17 protein-coding genes and 5 tRNA genes are annotated in these 17,106 nt (G+C 57.8%); 7 read left to right on the forward strand and 15 right to left on the reverse strand.

What is annotated here, in order from left to right; translation table 11 throughout:
- Positions 1-31: 31 nt before the first annotated feature.
- The 14 genes from UR289_RS16215 to mltB form a co-directional block, all read right to left on the reverse strand.
- Positions 32-108: transfer RNA gene (locus UR289_RS16215), tRNA-Arg, on the reverse strand.
- 160 nt (positions 109-268) lie between these two features.
- Positions 269-345 (reverse strand) — tRNA-Arg (locus tag UR289_RS16220).
- A gap of 29 nt (positions 346-374) precedes the next feature.
- Positions 375-451, reverse strand: a tRNA-Arg gene (locus tag UR289_RS16225).
- A 64-nt stretch (positions 452-515) separates the two neighbouring features.
- Positions 516-592: transfer RNA gene (locus UR289_RS16230), tRNA-Arg, on the reverse strand.
- A 4-nt stretch (positions 593-596) separates the two neighbouring features.
- Positions 597-689: transfer RNA gene (locus UR289_RS16235), tRNA-Ser, on the reverse strand.
- 342 nt (positions 690-1,031) lie between these two features.
- On the reverse strand, positions 1,032-1,217 hold the full coding sequence (gene csrA, locus UR289_RS16240; protein WP_000906486.1) for a carbon storage regulator CsrA: 186 nt from the start codon (positions 1,215-1,217) through the stop codon (positions 1,032-1,034).
- 241 nt (positions 1,218-1,458) lie between these two features.
- Complete coding sequence (alaS, locus tag UR289_RS16245; protein ID WP_045888112.1) at positions 1,459-4,086, reverse strand: alanine--tRNA ligase; 2,628 nt, start codon at positions 4,084-4,086, stop codon at positions 1,459-1,461.
- 131 nt (positions 4,087-4,217) lie between these two features.
- Entirely contained in the window at positions 4,218-4,718 is a 501-nt protein-coding gene (gene recX / locus UR289_RS16250) for a recombination regulator RecX (protein WP_033146366.1), read from the reverse strand.
- 68 nt (positions 4,719-4,786) lie between these two features.
- Complete coding sequence (gene recA, locus UR289_RS16255; protein WP_023308943.1) at positions 4,787-5,845, reverse strand: recombinase RecA; 1,059 nt, start codon at positions 5,843-5,845, stop codon at positions 4,787-4,789.
- Between the two features lie 89 nt (positions 5,846-5,934).
- Complete coding sequence (pncC, locus tag UR289_RS16260) at positions 5,935-6,432, reverse strand: nicotinamide-nucleotide amidase (RefSeq protein ID WP_023308944.1); 498 nt, start codon at positions 6,430-6,432, stop codon at positions 5,935-5,937.
- Between the two features lie 129 nt (positions 6,433-6,561).
- Positions 6,562-7,440, reverse strand: a complete 879-nt coding sequence (locus tag UR289_RS16265; RefSeq protein ID WP_320710921.1) for a metal ABC transporter substrate-binding protein — start codon at positions 7,438-7,440, stop codon at positions 6,562-6,564.
- Positions 7,441-7,454: 14 nt separating this feature from the next.
- A complete protein-coding gene (locus UR289_RS16270; RefSeq protein ID WP_039263400.1) occupies positions 7,455-8,315 on the reverse strand; it encodes a metal ABC transporter permease in 861 nt (286 codons plus the stop codon).
- On the reverse strand, positions 8,312-8,965 hold the full coding sequence (locus UR289_RS16275) for a metal ABC transporter ATP-binding protein (protein ID WP_087823292.1): 654 nt from the start codon (positions 8,963-8,965) through the stop codon (positions 8,312-8,314). Before UR289_RS16275 ends, UR289_RS16270 begins: the two co-directional genes overlap by 4 nt.
- A gap of 313 nt (positions 8,966-9,278) precedes the next feature.
- Entirely contained in the window at positions 9,279-10,379 is a 1,101-nt protein-coding gene (mltB, locus tag UR289_RS16280) for a lytic murein transglycosylase B (protein ID WP_176690050.1), read from the reverse strand.
- 252 nt (positions 10,380-10,631) lie between these two features.
- Here mltB and srlA point away from each other — a divergent pair, with 252 nt between their 5' ends.
- The 7 genes from srlA (at position 10,632) to gutQ (ending at position 15,542) form a co-directional block, all read left to right on the forward strand.
- Positions 10,632-11,195: a PTS glucitol/sorbitol transporter subunit IIC gene (gene srlA / locus UR289_RS16285; protein ID WP_023333189.1), complete on the forward strand. Its 564-nt coding sequence runs from the start codon at positions 10,632-10,634 to the stop codon at positions 11,193-11,195.
- A complete protein-coding gene (locus tag UR289_RS16290) occupies positions 11,192-12,151 on the forward strand; it encodes a PTS glucitol/sorbitol transporter subunit IIB (RefSeq protein ID WP_023308950.1) in 960 nt (319 codons plus the stop codon). The genes srlA and UR289_RS16290 overlap by 4 nt, the downstream gene beginning before the upstream one ends.
- A 12-nt stretch (positions 12,152-12,163) precedes the next feature.
- Positions 12,164-12,526 (forward strand): PTS glucitol/sorbitol transporter subunit IIA, encoded by a 363-nt coding sequence (gene srlB / locus UR289_RS16295; RefSeq protein ID WP_023308951.1) that lies wholly within the window; start codon positions 12,164-12,166, stop codon positions 12,524-12,526.
- Positions 12,527-12,540: 14 nt separating this feature from the next.
- Complete coding sequence (srlD, locus tag UR289_RS16300; protein ID WP_320710925.1) at positions 12,541-13,320, forward strand: sorbitol-6-phosphate dehydrogenase; 780 nt, start codon at positions 12,541-12,543, stop codon at positions 13,318-13,320.
- Between the two features lie 67 nt (positions 13,321-13,387).
- Positions 13,388-13,747 (forward strand): transcriptional regulator GutM, encoded by a 360-nt coding sequence (gene gutM / locus UR289_RS16305; protein WP_236902443.1) that lies wholly within the window; start codon positions 13,388-13,390, stop codon positions 13,745-13,747.
- A 63-nt stretch (positions 13,748-13,810) separates the two neighbouring features.
- On the forward strand, positions 13,811-14,584 hold the full coding sequence (srlR, locus tag UR289_RS16310) for a glucitol operon DNA-binding transcriptional repressor SrlR (protein ID WP_032640855.1): 774 nt from the start codon (positions 13,811-13,813) through the stop codon (positions 14,582-14,584).
- Positions 14,577-15,542, forward strand: a complete 966-nt coding sequence (gene gutQ / locus UR289_RS16315; RefSeq protein ID WP_033146372.1) for an arabinose-5-phosphate isomerase GutQ — start codon at positions 14,577-14,579, stop codon at positions 15,540-15,542. The genes srlR and gutQ overlap by 8 nt, the downstream gene beginning before the upstream one ends.
- On the opposite strand, the gene norR is transcribed toward gutQ, so the two are convergent.
- On the reverse strand, positions 15,539-17,053 hold the full coding sequence (gene norR / locus UR289_RS16320; protein ID WP_320710928.1) for a nitric oxide reductase transcriptional regulator NorR: 1,515 nt from the start codon (positions 17,051-17,053) through the stop codon (positions 15,539-15,541). The two genes, gutQ and norR, sit on opposite strands and share 4 nt — an antisense overlap.
- Positions 17,054-17,106 lie beyond the last annotated feature (53 nt).

Genomic DNA, 17,106 nt, shown 5'->3' on the forward strand with positions numbered 1-17,106 from the left:
AACAACAGCGTGGCTATTATCTCGGAGAATATGGTGCATCCGGGAGGATTCGAACCTCCGACCGCTCGGTTCGTAGCCGAGTACTCTATCCAGCTGAGCTACGGATGCATCGGGAAATGCTTTTAGAAACAGTAAATGGTGCATCCGGGAGGATTACTCGGCTGCGCCTCGCCCTGCGGGCCGTTGCTGAAGCAACGTTATCCTCCCTGGTGCTCGCGATTAACTCGCAGACCTTGAAACAACAGCGTGGCTATTATCTCGGAGAATATGGTGCATCCGGGAGGATTCGAACCTCCGACCGCTCGGTTCGTAGCCGAGTACTCTATCCAGCTGAGCTACGGATGCATCAGGGTACTGCTTTCAGAAATAGTAAATGGTGCATCCGGGAGGATTCGAACCTCCGACCGCTCGGTTCGTAGCCGAGTACTCTATCCAGCTGAGCTACGGATGCATCGGGATTTACTATTGTACTGCTCGATATTCATATCACTTCTAAAGCAATATGAAGTAATAGATGGTGCATCCGGGAGGATTCGAACCTCCGACCGCTCGGTTCGTAGCCGAGTACTCTATCCAGCTGAGCTACGGATGCAAAATGGCGGTGAGGCGGGGATTCGAACCCCGGATGCAGCTTTTGACCGCATACTCCCTTAGCAGGGGAGCGCCTTCAGCCTCTCGGCCACCTCACCACACAACGCCTCTTTCGAGTGCTTCGAGTTACTCGTTAAGAGCTTCTCGTCGCTGCGTGGCGCATATATTACTTTCTGGGACTTATAAGTCAAACAATTTTCCAAAAGCTTTTATCGTTTGCACAAATCACACGCAATTCGCATGTAAAAGCCGCAAAGAGGGTGTTTTATAAGCGGATTTTGCAGGCATCTTCACAGAAAACCTTTGCAGAAATAGCGGCGTAAGGGCGAGTTTAGGGCAACGGAGTGGTTAAAAAGAGAGCGTTTGAAATTAAACGGTAACGTTGAGCAGGAAAAATGACAGGAGGGTTGCGGCTCGCCCGACAGCGAGACGCGACAATATCAGTAACTGGACTGCTGGGATTTTTCAGCCTGGATACGCTGGTAGATCTCTTCACGGTGGACAGATACTTCTTTAGGAGCGTTAACACCAATACGTACCTGGTTACCCTTTACCCCTAAAACTGTCACGGTGACCTCATCCCCAATCATGAGGGTCTCACCAACTCGACGAGTCAGAATCAGCATTCTTTGCTCCTTGAAAGATTAAAAGAGTCGGGTCTCTTGTATCCCGGCATTATCCATCATATAACGCCAAAAAGTAAGCGATGACAAACACGTAAAGTGTAAGCAGTCACGGCATCACATTCTGTTAAACGTAAGTTTAGCCGATATACACAAACTCAACCTGACTTTATCGTTATCGATAGCACAGTGAACAAGACGCCATAACGTTACCGCTATGGCGTCTGCTTGTGCTTTGTAGTTATTACAGTTTCGCGCTTACCCAGCTTTCAACGCTGGCCAAAGCTTGCGGAAGTGCCGCCGCATCCGTACCACCGGCTTGCGCCATGTCCGGACGACCGCCACCCTTGCCGCCCACCTGCTGAGCGACCATACCAATCAGTTCCCCTGCTTTAACGCGGTCGGTCACATCCTTAGAGACGCCCGCAATCAGAGAAACCTTACCTTCTGCCACTGTCGCCAGCACGATAACGGTAGAACCAAGCTGGTTCTTGAGATCGTCGACCATAGTACGCAGCATCTTAGGCTCAACGCCCGCCAGATCGCTGACCAGCAGTTTGACGCCCTTAATGTCTACAGCCTTGCTGGAGAGGTTTGCACTCTCCTGCGCCGCAGCCTGCTCTTTCAGCTGCTGCAGCTCTTTTTCCAGCTGACGCGTGCGATCCAGCGCAACGCGCACTTTCTCGCCCAGGTTCTGGCTATCGCCTTTCAGCAGCTGCGCGATGTCGTGCAGCTGATCGCTCTGCGCATGCAGGCTGGCAATCGCACCTTCACCGGTCACCGCTTCAATACGACGCACGCCTGCCGCCGTACCCGACTCGGAAACAATGCGGAACAGGCCGATGTCACCGGTGCGCGATGCGTGCGTACCGCCGCACAGCTCGGTAGAGAAGTCGCCCATGCTCAGCACGCGAACGCGGTCGTCATATTTCTCACCAAACAGCGCCATCGCACCTTTTTTCTTCGCGTCCTCGAGCTCCATGATGTGGGTCTCGATTGGCAGGTTACGACGGATCTGCGCGTTCACCAGATCTTCCACCGCGCGGATCTCAGACGGTTTCATCGCTTCAAAATGCGAGAAGTCGAAACGCAGCACTTTGTCGTTAACCAGAGAACCTTTCTGTGCTACGTGGGTACCGAGTACGTCGCGCAGGGCAGCGTGCATCAGGTGGGTTGCAGAGTGGTTCAGACGAATGCGCGCGCGGCGAGCTTCATCAACGTTAGCCTGTACGCCCTCGCCCACTTTCAGAGAACCGGAAACCAGTTTGCCCTGGTGACCAATCGCCTGACCGTATTTCTGGGTGTCGCTGACGCTAAAGCTAAAGCCGTTGCCTTTCAGTTCGCCCTTATCGCCAACCTGACCGCCGGACTCCGCGTAGAACGGCGTTTTGTCCAGAATGACAACCGCATCCTGGCCCGCGCTGATGCTGTCCACGGCTTTACCGTCAACAAACAGGGCGGTCACTTTGCCGGTCAGTTCCAGCGCGTCATAACCTTTGAATTCCGATGCGCTATCAACGCGGATCATCGCGTTATAGTCTGCGCCAAAACCGCTGGATTCACGCGCACGACGACGCTGCTCTTCCATCGCGGCTTCGAAGCCCGCTTCGTCAACTTTGATGTTGCGCTCGCGGCAAACGTCCGCCGTCAGGTCAACCGGGAAGCCGTAGGTGTCGTACAGGCGGAAAGCGGTTTCGCCATCCAGCGTGTCGCCCTTAAGTTTCGCCAGCTCTTCGTCCAGCAGCGCCAGACCGCGCTCAAGTGTACGCGCAAACTGCTCTTCTTCGGTTTTCAGAACCTGCTCTACCTGCGCCTGCTGGCGTTTCAGCTCATCACCGGCAGCACCCATCACGCCAATCAGTGGCCCAACGAGTTTATAGAAGAAGGTGTCCTTCGCGCCCAGCATGTTGCCGTGACGGATGGCACGACGAATGATACGACGCAGCACGTAGCCACGGTTTTCATTCGACGGGATTACGCCGTCGGCAATCAGGAACGCACAGGAACGAATGTGGTCCGCGATAACGCGCAGCGATTTGTTGTTCAGATCGGTCGCGCCGGTAACGTTCGCAACGGCTTTGATCAGGGTGCTGAACAGATCAATTTCGTAGTTGGAGTTAACGTGCTGCAGAACCGCTGCAATACGCTCCAGGCCCATACCGGTATCGACGGAAGGCTTCGGCAGCGGCTCCATCGTACCGTCGGCCTGACGGTTGAACTGCATGAACACGATGTTCCAGATCTCAATGTAGCGATCGCCGTCTTCTTCCGGGCTGCCCGGAGGCCCACCCCAGATGTGGTCGCCGTGATCGTAGAAGATCTCGGTGCACGGACCGCAAGGGCCGGTATCACCCATCTGCCAGAAGTTGTCAGACGCGTATGGCGCGCCTTTGTTATCACCGATGCGAATGATACGCTCGCGCGGGATCCCGACTTCTTTTTCCCAGATTTCGTAGGCTTCGTCATCGGTTTCATAGACGGTAACCCACAGACGCTCTTTTGGCAGGTTGAACCAGTTTTCACCGGTCAGCAGTTCCCACGCATATTGAATAGCATCGTGTTTGAAGTAGTCGCCGAAGCTGAAGTTACCCAGCATTTCGAAGAACGTATGGTGACGCGCGGTGTAACCGACGTTTTCCAGGTCGTTGTGTTTACCGCCCGCACGCACGCAACGCTGTGAGGTTGTGGCGCGGGAATAATTACGCTTGTCGAGACCAAGGAACACATCCTTGAACTGGTTCATCCCGGCGTTGGTAAACAGCAGAGTCGGATCGTTGTTCGGTACCAGGGAGCTGCTGGCAACAACCTGGTGTCCCTTACTATGGAAAAAATCGAGAAACGCCTGACGGATCTCAGCGGTGCTCTTGCTCATAATTATCCTGAAATCAAGCTAACGAAATGTCGTAGCCAGCCTGTATCGGTAAACCGTTGGACAGACCAGCTACTGGAAAAAGTGGGAATAAGATAAGTTTTCTTTAGTGGGAAGTAAAATCCCGCATGCGTTCAATCGGCAAAATTACGCCAGATATCCTGAATATCTTCCATCAGAAAGCCGCGGTAGAGCAAAAAGCGCTGGATTTTAACTTTTTCTGAAAACTCACGCGGCAGCGGTTCGCCGTATTTACGAATCGCCTGTTCTCTGGCCAGCTCGCACCAGTCAGTATCGCATTCGCGCATCGCTTTTTCGATGGACTCCCTGGCCACCCCTTTCTGGTTCAGCTCCTGCCGGATGCGCGCGGGCCCATATCCTTTACGGCCGCGGCTGGCGAGAAACCGTGAGGCAAAGCGCTCGTCATCAAGATAACGATGCTCATAGCACCAGGCAATCACGCGGTCATAATCTTCAGCGGTGGCATCAATCTCTTCCGGCCCGTTTTTACTCATCACCGGAGCCGACAGTTTTCGCCGCAGCTCCTGTTCACTGTGGTCACGAACGGCCAGGATGCGCACCGCGCGGTCCAGTAAGCGTGCATACGCGGGTCGACGTGTTGTCGGTTCACTCATAAAAAACCTGCTGATTCAGAAATGCAAAAAGGGCCGCATCAGCAGCCCTTCATTTTTAAACGAAACAATTAAAAGTCTTCGTTAGTTTCTTCAGCATCCGCGGCATCGACCACGAAATCAGGTTTGGAGTCCTGGTTGTTCAGCAGAAGCTCACGCACCTTCTTCTCAATCTCTTTCGCCGCAGCCGGGTTCTCTTTCAGCCAGGAGATCGCGTTCGCTTTACCCTGACCAATCTTGTCACCGTTGTAGCTGTACCAGGCGCCCGCTTTTTCAATCAGCTTCTCTTTCACGCCCAGGTCAACCAGCTCGCCGAGGAAGTTGATCCCTTCGCCGTAGAGGATCTGGAACTCAGCCTGTTTGAACGGCGCAGCAATTTTGTTCTTCACAACCTTCACGCGGGTTTCGCTACCGACTACGTTTTCGCCCTCTTTCACCGCGCCGATACGACGGATATCCAGACGGACAGAGGCGTAGAATTTCAGTGCGTTACCACCGGTAGTGGTTTCCGGGTTACCGAACATCACACCAATTTTCATACGAATCTGGTTGATGAAGATCAGCAGCGTGTTGGACTGCTTCAGGTTACCCGCCAGCTTACGCATCGCCTGGCTCATCATACGTGCCGCGAGGCCCATATGAGAGTCACCGATTTCACCTTCGATTTCGGCTTTTGGCGTCAGTGCGGCAACGGAGTCGACCACGATAACGTCAACGGCACCAGAACGCGCCAGCGCGTCACAAATTTCCAGCGCCTGCTCACCGGTGTCCGGCTGAGAACACAGCAGGTTGTCGATATCCACGCCCAGCTTGCGGGCATAAACAGGGTCCAGCGCGTGCTCGGCATCGATAAACGCACAGGTTTTACCTTCGCGCTGTGCCGCGGCAATCACCTGCAGCGTCAGGGTGGTTTTACCGGAGGACTCTGGCCCGTAGATTTCTACGATACGGCCCATAGGCAGACCGCCAGCGCCCAGCGCGATATCCAGAGAAAGCGAACCGGTGGAGATGGTTTCCACATCCATGGAACGGTCTTCACCCAGGCGCATGATGGAGCCTTTACCGAATTGCTTTTCGATCTGGCCCAGTGCTGCCGCCAACGCTTTCTGTTTGTTTTCGTCGATAGCCATTATTACTCCTGTCATGCCGGGAGAAGCGACTGTGCTTCACCGTGGATTTCTGTTCTGTTGGTGCAATTATACTGTATGGTCATACAGTATCAAGTGTTTTGTAGAAATTGTTGCCAGAGCGTTTTTAACGCATAAACGGTTGCCTGACGACGCACGCTTTCGCGATCGCCGCTGAAGCATTCCCGGCGGGTGATCCCTTCCCCTTTGGAGGTGGCGAACCCAAACCAGACGGTGCCGACAGGCTTCACGTCGCTGCCGCCGTCCGGGCCCGCAATGCCGCTAATGGAAATCGCGTAGTCTGCCCGCGCCTCTTTGAGCGCGCCAATGGCCATCTCGATCACCACCGGTTCGCTGACCGCGCCATGCTGTTCAAGCGTGGATTCACGCACGCCAATCATCTGAGCTTTAGCTTCGTTACTGTAGGTCACAAAACCGCGTTCAAACCAGGCGGAACTGCCGGCAATATCGGTAATCGCTTTCGCCACCCAGCCGCCGGTGCAGGATTCGGCGGTGGTGATTGTCGCGCCACGCTGCTTCAGCGCAAGGCCAACGATCTCGCTAAGCTGCATCAATTCATGGTCAGTCATTCTCGCTCCAGGCATCAGAAAAACGTGCTGCACAAGATAGCACTTTCTCGTCAGATGTGGGGATGGACTTCAGGTTTTACGAGGGGGCTTCAGAAAAAAGCCGGTACGGACGCACCGGCGGTGGAAAGGTTATTTCATGCTGTCAGCGAGAGTGTTCACATTGTGGCGAAACGCCTTAATGTAGGTGTCTGCCACCCCACCTTTTGCCGACAGCGCTTCGGGGTAAAGCTCGCCCCCGGGCTGTGCGCCCGTCGCCGACGCAATCTGTTTCACCAGACGCGGATCGAGCTGATTTTCCATAAACCAGGTTTTCACGCCGTCGGCTTTGATCTGATTGATAATCTCAGCGACCTGCGCCGCGCTGGCTTCGCTCTCAGACGACAGCCCCTGCGGCGCCATAAACGTCACGCCGTAAGCGCGGCTGAAATAGCCGAACGCGTCATGGCTGGTCAGCACTTTACGCTTCGCCGGCGGGATCTGGCTAAAGCGCGTTTTGGCCCAGTGATCCAGTTGCGTCAGCTCCGCGATATACGGCTTACCGGTAGCCTCGAGCGCCGCTTTATCTTGCGGATCGGCTTTCACCAGCCCGTTCAGAATATTTTGCGCATAGAGCGCCCCGTTCGCCGCGCTGTTCCACGCATGGGGATCGGTCACAGTCTTTCCATCTTCCTCAAGCGTGTGGGTTTTCACCCCTGTTGAGGCGACAACCAGTTGCCCTTTGAACCCGGAGGCTTTCACCAGACGATCAAGCCAGCCTTCCAGCCCCAGGCCGTTCACCACCACCACATCAGCCTTGCTCAGGGCCGCGCTGTCTTTCGGCGACGGTTCGAAGGTATGCGGATCGCCGTCCGGCCCGACCAGCGTCGTCACGTTCACATGGTCGCCGCCCACCTCCTGCGTGATATCCCCCAGTATCGAAAAGCTGGTCACCACATTCAGCGTTTTCGCCATCACGCCGTGCGACATCATCCCCAGCGCGAGCGCCACTACAAATCCTGTACGTTTCATCGTTTCCCCTTGCGTTAAAAATACGCCCGCAGGCTGCCAGCGAGCCTGCTTCGCGTACCCAGTAAAATGGAAATAAAGAACAGCGCGCTGGCGGTGAGCACGATGGACGGCCCGGCCGGCAGACTCATCGCCCAGGAGAGGCTCAGCCCCAGCCATGCGCAAAAGATACCGCTGATACCCGCCATCAGGAGTAAGGCAGGTAACGTGCGCACCCAGCAGCGGGCTGCCACGGCCGGAAGCATCATCAGCCCGACGGCCATCAGCGTGCCGAGCACCTGAAAACCGGCCACCAGGTTAAGCACCAGCAGCGCCAGAAACAGTCCGTGCAGCAGGCCAGGCAGCCAGCGGGCGTTCACCTGCAGCCAGGCGGTATCAAACGCTTCTGTGACCAGCCCGCGATAAAACAGCGCCAGCGTGATAAGGGTGAACATACACACGCCCGTGACAAACAGCGCGGCGTCGTTGTCCACGGCGAGTATGGAGCCAAACAGCAGATGCAGCAGATCGACATTCGACCCGCGCAGCGATACCAGCGTAACCCCCAGCGCCAGCGAGCCAAGATAAAACCCGGCAAAGCTGGCATCTTCTTTCAGCGGCGTGCGTCGACTGACCAGACCGGCCAGCAGCGCCACGGTAATTCCCGCGATAAAACCGCCAATACTCATCGCCAGCAGCGACATACCGCTGAGCAAATACCCCACGGCGACACCCGGCAAAATGGCGTGAGAAAGGGCGTCGCCCATCAGGCTCATCCGACGCAGCTGAAGAAACACGCCGAGCGCGGTGGTGCTGACCGAGAGCGCCAGGCAAACCACCAGCGCGCGACGCATAAAGCCGTACTCAATAAACGGCTGAAAAAAGAGATGCCAGATCATGCCACCCTCACCCGCTCGGTTTTCCACTGGGGAACGTCAGCATCCAGCCGCAGCGTCTGCGGGAAATGGCGCGACACACGCTCGCTGTCGTGCAGTACCGCGAGCAGCGTTTGCCCCTGCATATACATCTCCAGCATCAGATCCATCAGCACGCTGCAGGTGGCTTCATCGACCCCGGTAAAGGGTTCATCCAGCATCACCAGCGGCGCCTGCTGCACCAGGACGCGGGCAAACAGCATGCGCTGAAACTGACCGCCGGAGAGTTCATCGATGGTGGATAACGCCATGGACTCAAGCCCGACGCGCTCAAGCGCGCTGGCAATGCGCAGCCGCGTTTCGTGACGAAACCCGGAAAAAAGCGAAATGCCCGGCCAGCAGCCCATGCTTACCACGTCCTGTACGGTCAGCGGAAACTGCGCCTCCAGCGCGTGACGCTGTGCCAGCCAGCCGATTACCGGCGGCTTCCCCTGCCAGCGGAAGCCGCCGCTGACGGGAGGAATAAATCCCGCCAGCGTTTTCAGCAGCGTGGATTTCCCGCAGCCGTTAGCGCCGATAATGGCGGTCATGCTGCCGCGCTCAATCGTGCCCGAAAGGGGCCGCGTAACGGGCTGACGTTCATATCCCGCGACCAGTTCATTCATCACAATCATGGCAATGCCACCGCCCAGCGCACGGCCAGCCCGATAAAGGCAACAAGCACCAGCGCCAGCAAAAGCCGAGCCAGAGCAGACAAAGAAAAAAGGGACGTTGACATTTTGACACCGCAATAAATGTTATAACATAACAATAATGAAAGGCGGTGAAGATGTAAATGGCGGGTTTGAAAAGGGAGTGTGCCGAAATGTTTCTGCGGAATTTCCCTCTCCCGTGGGAGAGGGTCAGGGTGAGGGCATCAGGCCGCACCGTGCGTGCAGCCATGCCGGGTGGCGGCGTTGCCTTACCCGGCCTACCCGTCTGAGCAACTTACTGACTAAACGGAGACGCTGCCGGCACGCGGGCCTGCGATACCGCCAGCCCCAGCTGCCATACGGCCATCGCATAGTGGGTACTGTGGTTATAGCGGGTGATGGCGTAGAAGTTCGGCATGCCGTACCAGTACTGATAGCCCGTCCCGACATCCAGACGCAACAGACTTACCTGATCGACATTGCCCAACGGCTGAGTCGGTGTTAAGCCCGCCGCCGTCAGCTGCGCAACGCTGTATTTGGTTTTGAAGCCGTTTTCCAGCCCCGGTGCCTGACCGTTCGCCTGCACCGCCACCTGGCCGCCCGGCACCCAGCCGTGCGCTTTGAAGTAGTTCGCCACGCTGCCGATGGCATCCACCGGATCCCACAGGTTGATATGACCATCCCCGTTAAAGTCGACGGCATATTGCTTATAGGAGGACGGCATAAACTGGCCGTAGCCCATCGCGCCGGCAAACGACCCTTTCAGATCGAGTGGATCGTCCTGCTCGCTGCGCGCCATCAGCAGGAAGGTTTCCAGCTCGGAAGAGAAATACTCCGCGCGGCGCGGATAGTTAAAGGAGAGCGTCGCCAGCGCGTCCAGGATGCGGGTTTTACCCATCACGCGGCCCCAGCGGGTTTCCACGCCGATAATCCCGACGATGATTTCCGGCGGTACGCCGTACACCTGCCACGCGCGGTTGAGCGCATCTTCATACTGATTCCAGAACACCACGCCGTTTTGCACGTTGTCCGGGGTAATAAACTGTTTGCGGTAGCGCAGCCACGCGCCGTTCGGCCCGCTCGGCACCTGGGCCGTCGGCGCCTGCCTGTCCATCAGGCGCAGCACGTAGTCCAGACGCTTGGCCTGAGACAAAATTTCGTGCAGCTGCTGTCTGTCAAAGCCGTGCTTGCTCACCATTTTATCGATGAACTGCTCGGCCGCCGGGTTATTCGCGAAGTCGCCGCCCATCTGCATCATATTGTGCTGCGGCTCCAGCAGGAATCCTCCGGAAGGCGCGCCCGCCGTTTGCTGAACGGCTTCGGTCTTAGGTTTGCTACTACAGGCAGACAGCAGAATAAGCGCAGGCAACAGCGCTGCATAACGACGCTTGAACATGAGACATCCATTTAACGGGTTCGATAAGAACCCAGTATGGTAAAGCATCCGCAACACCTCAAGGAAGCGGTACACGCCTCCCCCACGCAAATCCGCCCTTTTTTCCACCGAAAATCATTGACCCCATCAATAAACTTTCAAAATAATCCATTTTTCTTTCATTGTGAGATCTAACTAACACTTTAAAACCTTTCAAAGTGATTATTATTAGTCCAGTCAGACAAAAACAAAAAAGCCTCACAGGAGAGAAGAATGATAGAAACCATCACCCACGGCGCCGAGTGGTTCATCGGGCTGTTTCAGAAAGGCGGAGAAGTGTTCACCGGCATGGTGACCGGGATCCTGCCCCTGCTGATCAGCCTGCTGGTGATCATGAACGCGCTTATTAACTTTATCGGCCAGCAGCGTATTGAACGCTTCGCCCAGCGCTGTGCCGGTAATCCGCTGTCCCGCTACCTGGTACTGCCGTTCATCGGCACCTTCGTGTTCTGCAACCCGATGACCTTAAGCCTCGGCCGCTTCATGCCGGAAAAGTACAAGCCGAGCTACTACGCCGCCGCCTCCTACAGCTGCCATTCCATGAACGGCCTGTTCCCGCACATTAACCCCGGCGAGCTGTTCGTCTATCTCGGGATCGCCAGCGGTCTCACCACCCTTGGCCTGCCGCTCGGCCCGCTGGCGGTGAGCTACCTGCTGGTTGGCCTGGTCACCAACTTCTTCCGCGGCTGGGTGACCGACCTCACCACCGCCATTTTTGAGAAAAAAATGGGCATCCAGCTTGAACAGAAAGTCCATCTTTCAGGAGCCACAGCATGAACCGGATCCGCATTGAGAAAGGCACGGGCGGCTGGGGCGGCCCGCTGGAGTTCGACGCCACCGAAGGCAAAAAGATCGTCTACATCACCGCAGGCACGCGCCCGGCGATCGTCGACAGGCTGCGCGAGCTGACCGGCTGGGAAGCGGTCGACGGCTTCAAGGAGGGCGAGCCGCCGGAAGCGGAAATCGGCGTGGCGGTGATCGACTGCGGCGGCACGCTGCGCTGCGGTATCTATCCGAAGCGCCGCATTCCGACAGTGAATATTCACTCCACCGGAAAATCCGGCCCGCTGGCGCAGTACATCCTTGAGGACATTTATGTCTCAGGCGTGAAGGAGGACAACATCACTCTGGTGAATGGCACTGCCGCGCCGCAAAAAGCGGCCCCGCGCGAGTACGACACCAGCAAGAAGATCACCGAGCAGAGCGACGGCCTGCTGGCGAAGGTCGGGATGGGTATGGGTTCCGCCGTGGCGGTACTGTTCCAGTCCGGGCGCGACACCATCGACACGGTGCTGAAAACCATCCTGCCGTTTATGGCTTTCGTCTCGGCGCTGATCGGCATCATCATGGCGTCCGGTCTGGGCGACTGGATTGCCCACGGCCTCGCCCCGCTCGCCAGCCACCCGCTCGGGCTGGTGACGCTGGCGCTGATCTGCTCCTTCCCGCTGCTGTCGCCGTTCCTCGGCCCGGGCGCGGTGATTGCCCAGGTCATCGGCGTGCTGATTGGCGTGCAGATTGGTCTGGGGAACATTCCCCCGCACCTCGCCCTGCCCGCCCTGTTCGCCATTAACGCCCAGGCGGCGTGCGATTTCATCCCCGTAGGGCTGTCGCTGGCGGAAGCACGCCAGGACACCGTGCGCGTGGGCGTGCCGTCCGTGCTGGTGAGCCGCTTCCTGACGGGCGCGCCGACGGTGCTGATTGCCTGGTTTGTCTCCGGCTTTATTTATCAATAAGAGGTTCCTGCGATGACCGTGATTTACCAGACCACCATTACCCGCATCGGCCAGAGCGCGGCTGACGCGCTGAGCGACCAGATGCTGATCACCTTCCGCGAAGGCGCCCCGGCGGATATCGAAGAGTTTTGCTTTATCCACTGTCACGGCGAGCTGAAGGGCGAGCTGAAGGCCGGGAGCCAGCTGGAGCTGGGCGAGGCGCGCTATGCCGTGACCGCCGTCGGCGACGTGGCCGAGCAAAACCTGCGCGAGCTGGGCCACATCACCCTGCGTTTCGACGGCCAGCCGCAGGCCGAATATCCCGGCACGGTTCACGTGGCGGGCCCGGTTCCGCAGGCTGTCACCCCAGGCTGCACGTTAAAATTTGTTGCGTAATTAAGGAGAAACACATGAGTCAGGTTGCCGTTGTCATTGGTGGAGGACAAACCTTAGGCGAGTTCCTCTGCCGTGGGCTTGCCGCAGAGGGCTACCGCGTGGCGGTAGTGGACATTCAGAGTGAAAAAGCCGCCCGCGTGGCGGACACCATTAACACCGAGTTTGGTGAAGGGATGGCGTACGGGTTTGGCGCCGACGCCACCAGCGAACAGAGCGTGATGGCGCTGGCCCGCGGCGTGGACGAGATTTTTGGGCGTACCGACCTGCTGGTCTACAGCGCGGGGGTTGCGAAAGCGGCCTTTATCAGCGATTTCGAACTGGGGGATTTTGACCGTTCGCTACAGGTGAATCTGGTGGGCTATTTCCTCTGCGCTCGCGAGTTTTCCCGTCTGATGATCCGCGACGGCATTCAGGGGCGCATCATTCAGATCAACTCCAAATCGGGGAAAGTGGGCAGCAAGCATAACTCCGGCTACAGCGCGGCGAAGTTTGGCGGCGTGGGGCTGACGCAGTCTCTGGCGCTGGATCTGGCCGAGTACGGCATTACCGTGCACTCGCTGATGCTGGGCAACCTGCTGAAATCGCCGATGTTCCAGTCCCTGCTGCCGCAGTACGCCACCAAGCTCGGCATCAAGGCTGAGGAAGTTGAGCAGTACTACATCGATAAAGTGCCGCTGAAGCGCGGGTGCGATTATCAGGACGTGCTGAACATGCTGCTGTTTTACGCCAGCCCGAAAGCCTCATACTGCACCGGACAGTCGATTAACGTCACCGGCGGGCAGGTGATGTTCTGATCGAGCGGCCTGATGCCCTCACCCTAACCCTCTCCCACCGGGAGAGGGAACAAAACAAGGAGCCGATATGGTCACCGCACTCATCACCCTCGCCGCCCTCGCCTGGATCTGCCAGATGGCGTTTGGCGGCTGGCAGATCCACCAGTTTAACCGCGCGTTTGACGCGCTGTGTCAGAAAGGTCGCGTCGGGGTCGGGCGTTCCGGTGGACGCTTCAAACCGCGCGTGGTCGTCGCCGTTGCGCTGGATGAAAACAATCACGTCTGCGATTCCCTCATCATGCGCGGCATGACCGTCTTTGCCCGGCCGATGAAAATCCAGGCAATCAACGGCATTTCGCTGCAGGAATTACGGCCTGATGTGATCTTTCCCCATGATCCACTCTGTCAGAATGCACTATCATTAGCGCTTAATCTGAAACATGGATAATTTCGTTGTGAAAGCTATAGACTTGCGAAATTATCATTTCGCAACCTAAGGAACGAAGCGCCTATGAAACCTCGTCAGCGGCAGGCGGCCATTCTCGAGCATCTGCAAAAGCAGGGAAAATGCTCGGTAGAGGATCTGGCCCACTACTTTGACACCACCGGCACGACAATACGCAAGGACCTGGTATTGCTCGAAAACTCTGGTGCCGTCATTCGAACCTACGGCGGCGTGGTGCTCAATAAGGACGAAGCGGACCCGCCTATCGACCACAAAACGCTGATTAATACCCACCAGAAAGCGCTGATTGCCGAAGCCGCCGTCAAATTTATCCACGATGGCGATTCCATCATTCTGGATGCAGGCAGCACCGTCCTGCAGATGATCCCGCTGCTCAGCCGCTTTAACAACATCACGGTGATGACCAACAGCCTGCACATCGTCAACGCCCTGTCGGAGTTCGACAGCGAGCAGACCATCCTGATGCCCGGCGGCACCTTCCGCAAAAAATCGGCGTCGTTTCACGGCCAGCTTGCGGAGAATGCCTTCGACCACTTCAGCTTTGATAAACTGTTTATGGGCACCGACGGCATCGACCTGAACGCCGGCGTTACGACGTTCAACGAGGTGTTCAGCGTCAGTAAAGCCATGTGCAACGCCGCGCGGGAAGTGATTTTGATGGCAGACTCGTCGAAGTTTGGCCGCAAAAGCCCCAACATTGTCTGTAGCCTTGAAAGCGTTGATAAGCTGATTACCGACGCGGGTATCGACCCGGCGTTCAAGAAAGCGCTGGAAGAGAAAGGAATCGACGTGATCGTAACCGGAGAGAGAGATGAGTGATTTTCTGTTAGAAACGGGCCGCCAGACGCTGATGCTGGAACTGCAGGAAGCCAGCCGCCTGCCGGAACGTCTGGGCGAGGATTTTGTCCGCGCCGCCAACACCATTATCCACTGCGAAGGCAAAGTGATCGTGGCGGGCATCGGTAAATCCGGCCATATCGGCAAAAAGATTGCCGCGACGCTCGCCAGCACCGGCACCCCGGCGTTCTTCGTGCATCCGGCAGAGGCGCTGCACGGCGATCTGGGGATGATTGAAAGCCGCGATGTGATGCTGTTTATCTCCTACTCCGGTTCGGCCAAAGAGCTGGATCTGATTATTCCGCGCCTGCAGGAAAAATCGGTCGCCCTGCTGGCGATGACCGGAAAATCCCGCTCGCCGCTGGCGCTGGCCGCCAAGGCGACGCTGGATATTTCCGTTGAGCGTGAAGCCTGTCCGATGCACCTCGCCCCGACCTCCAGCACCGTTAACACCCTGATGATGGGCGACGCGCTGGCAATGGCGGTGATGCAGGCGCGCGGCTTTAACGAAGAAGATTTCGCCCGTTCGCATCCGGCGGGCGCGCTCGGCGCACGCCTGCTCAACAAGGTTCACCACCTGATGCGCACCGACGATGCCATTCCGCAGGTCAAACTCGATACCAGCGTCATGGACGCGATGCTGGAGCTCAGCCGCACCGGCCTTGGGCTGGTTGCGGTGTGCGATGACGGCGGGAGCGTTAAGGGCGTGTTCACCGACGGCGACCTGCGCCGCTGGCTGGTGGGCGGCGGCAGGCTGGAAACCAAAGTGTCGGACGCCATGACCAAAGGCGGGCTGACGCTGAACGCCGAGAGCCGCGCCATTGAAGCCAAAGAGGTGCTGATGAAGCGCAAAATTACCGCCGCACCGGTGGTGGATGACGCCGGCAGGCTGTGCGGCGCCATCAACCTGCAGGATTTCTATCAGGCCGGGATTATCTAACCCTTCAGTCCCAGACGCTTCGCCAGCCTGTGCAGGTTGGCGACGTCCATCTCCAGCGCCCGGGCGCACGCCGCCCAGCTGCGGTTATTCTGCTCCAGCGCGTGGGTAATCCTCTGACGCTGAAACGCCTCCGTGGCTTCACGCAGATTTTCATTCGCTATCTCTGGCACCGCCTGCGCAACAGCCGGTGCGGTTTCATCCTGCAGCGCAAAATGACGCGCGTGGATCACCACTTCGTCACCCGAACGCGTCGCCCGCGCCAGCACCACCGCGCGGTGGATCGCATGCTCCAGCTCGCGCACGTTGCCCGGCCAGCCGTAGCTCAGCAGATGCGCCCTCGCTCCCGGGCTCAGCACCACGCGGGAAAGCCCCATCCTGAGACGGCACTGCTCGCAGAAAAAGCCCGCCAGCAGCACCACGTCATCACCGCGCTCGCGCAGCGGCGGCACGGTAAGCGGGAACACGCTCAGGCGATGGAACAGGTCGGCGCGGAACTGCCCTGCCAGCACCGCTTCACGCAGGTCACGGTTGGTGGCCGCCAGCACGCGGACGTCCACTCTGTGACTGCGGTCATCCCCCACGCGCTGGATGTCGCCGTACTGCAGCACGCGCAGCAGCTTGGCCTGCAGCGACAGGGAGAGCTCGCCGATTTCATCCAGAAACAGCGTGCCGTTATCGGCCATTTCGAACTTGCCGCTGCGGTTGCTGATGGCCCCGGTAAACGCCCCTTTTACGTGACCAAACAGCTCGCTTTCCGCCACGCTTTCCGGCAGCGCGGCGCAGTTGAGGTACACCAGCGGGTTCACCGCGCGCGGCGACGCTTCGTGAATGGACTTCGCCACCAGCTCCTTGCCGGTGCCGGTTTCCCCGAAGATCAGCACGTTTAAATCTGAGGCGGCGACAATCTCAATCTCTTTTTTGAGCTGCGCCATGCCCGGAGAGAGGCCGATCATCTCCGTGTGCGTCACCTGCTCAAACGCCGCCGGGCTGCCGGGAAGAATGTTCTGGCTCTCCAGCTGTTCAATCAGCAGGGCATTGTTCAGCGCCCCGGCGGCCAGGGCGGCAATCAGACGCAGCTCTTCGTCGCTAAAAGTGTCAAACTGGTCCGGCGACAGGCCGTCGAGGGTCAGTGCGCCGATCAGGTTTTGTCCGGCAAACAGCGGCAGGCCGATACAGGCGTGCACCTTCAGGCTCTCCTGTCCGGGAATAAGTCCGTCGTACGGGTCGGGCAGATCGCTGTCCGCCGGAAAGCGCACCACGTCACCCGCGCGGGCGATAGTTTCCAGACGCGGATGGCCCTCAAGGGTAAAACGCCGTCCAAGCACGTCCTTCGCCAGCCCGTCGATAGCCAGCGGAATAAACTGCCGCCCCTCGTAGCGCAGCAGCGCGGACGCATCGCACTCAAGCACGTGGCGCAGCGTGGAGATCAGCCGCTGAAAGCGGTCCTGATGGCCGATACCGGTCTGCAGCTCAATGGCGATCTTCGCCAGCACGTCTACGGAAAAGCTCATAGTGACCTCGCTGTCATTTTGACAATGCATGTTGTCATATTGACACTGCTTTT

It is taken from the genome of Enterobacter sp. 302C9 (genome assembly GCF_034106085.1).
In the GTDB taxonomy this organism is placed as follows: domain Bacteria; phylum Pseudomonadota; class Gammaproteobacteria; order Enterobacterales; family Enterobacteriaceae; genus Enterobacter; species Enterobacter asburiae_B.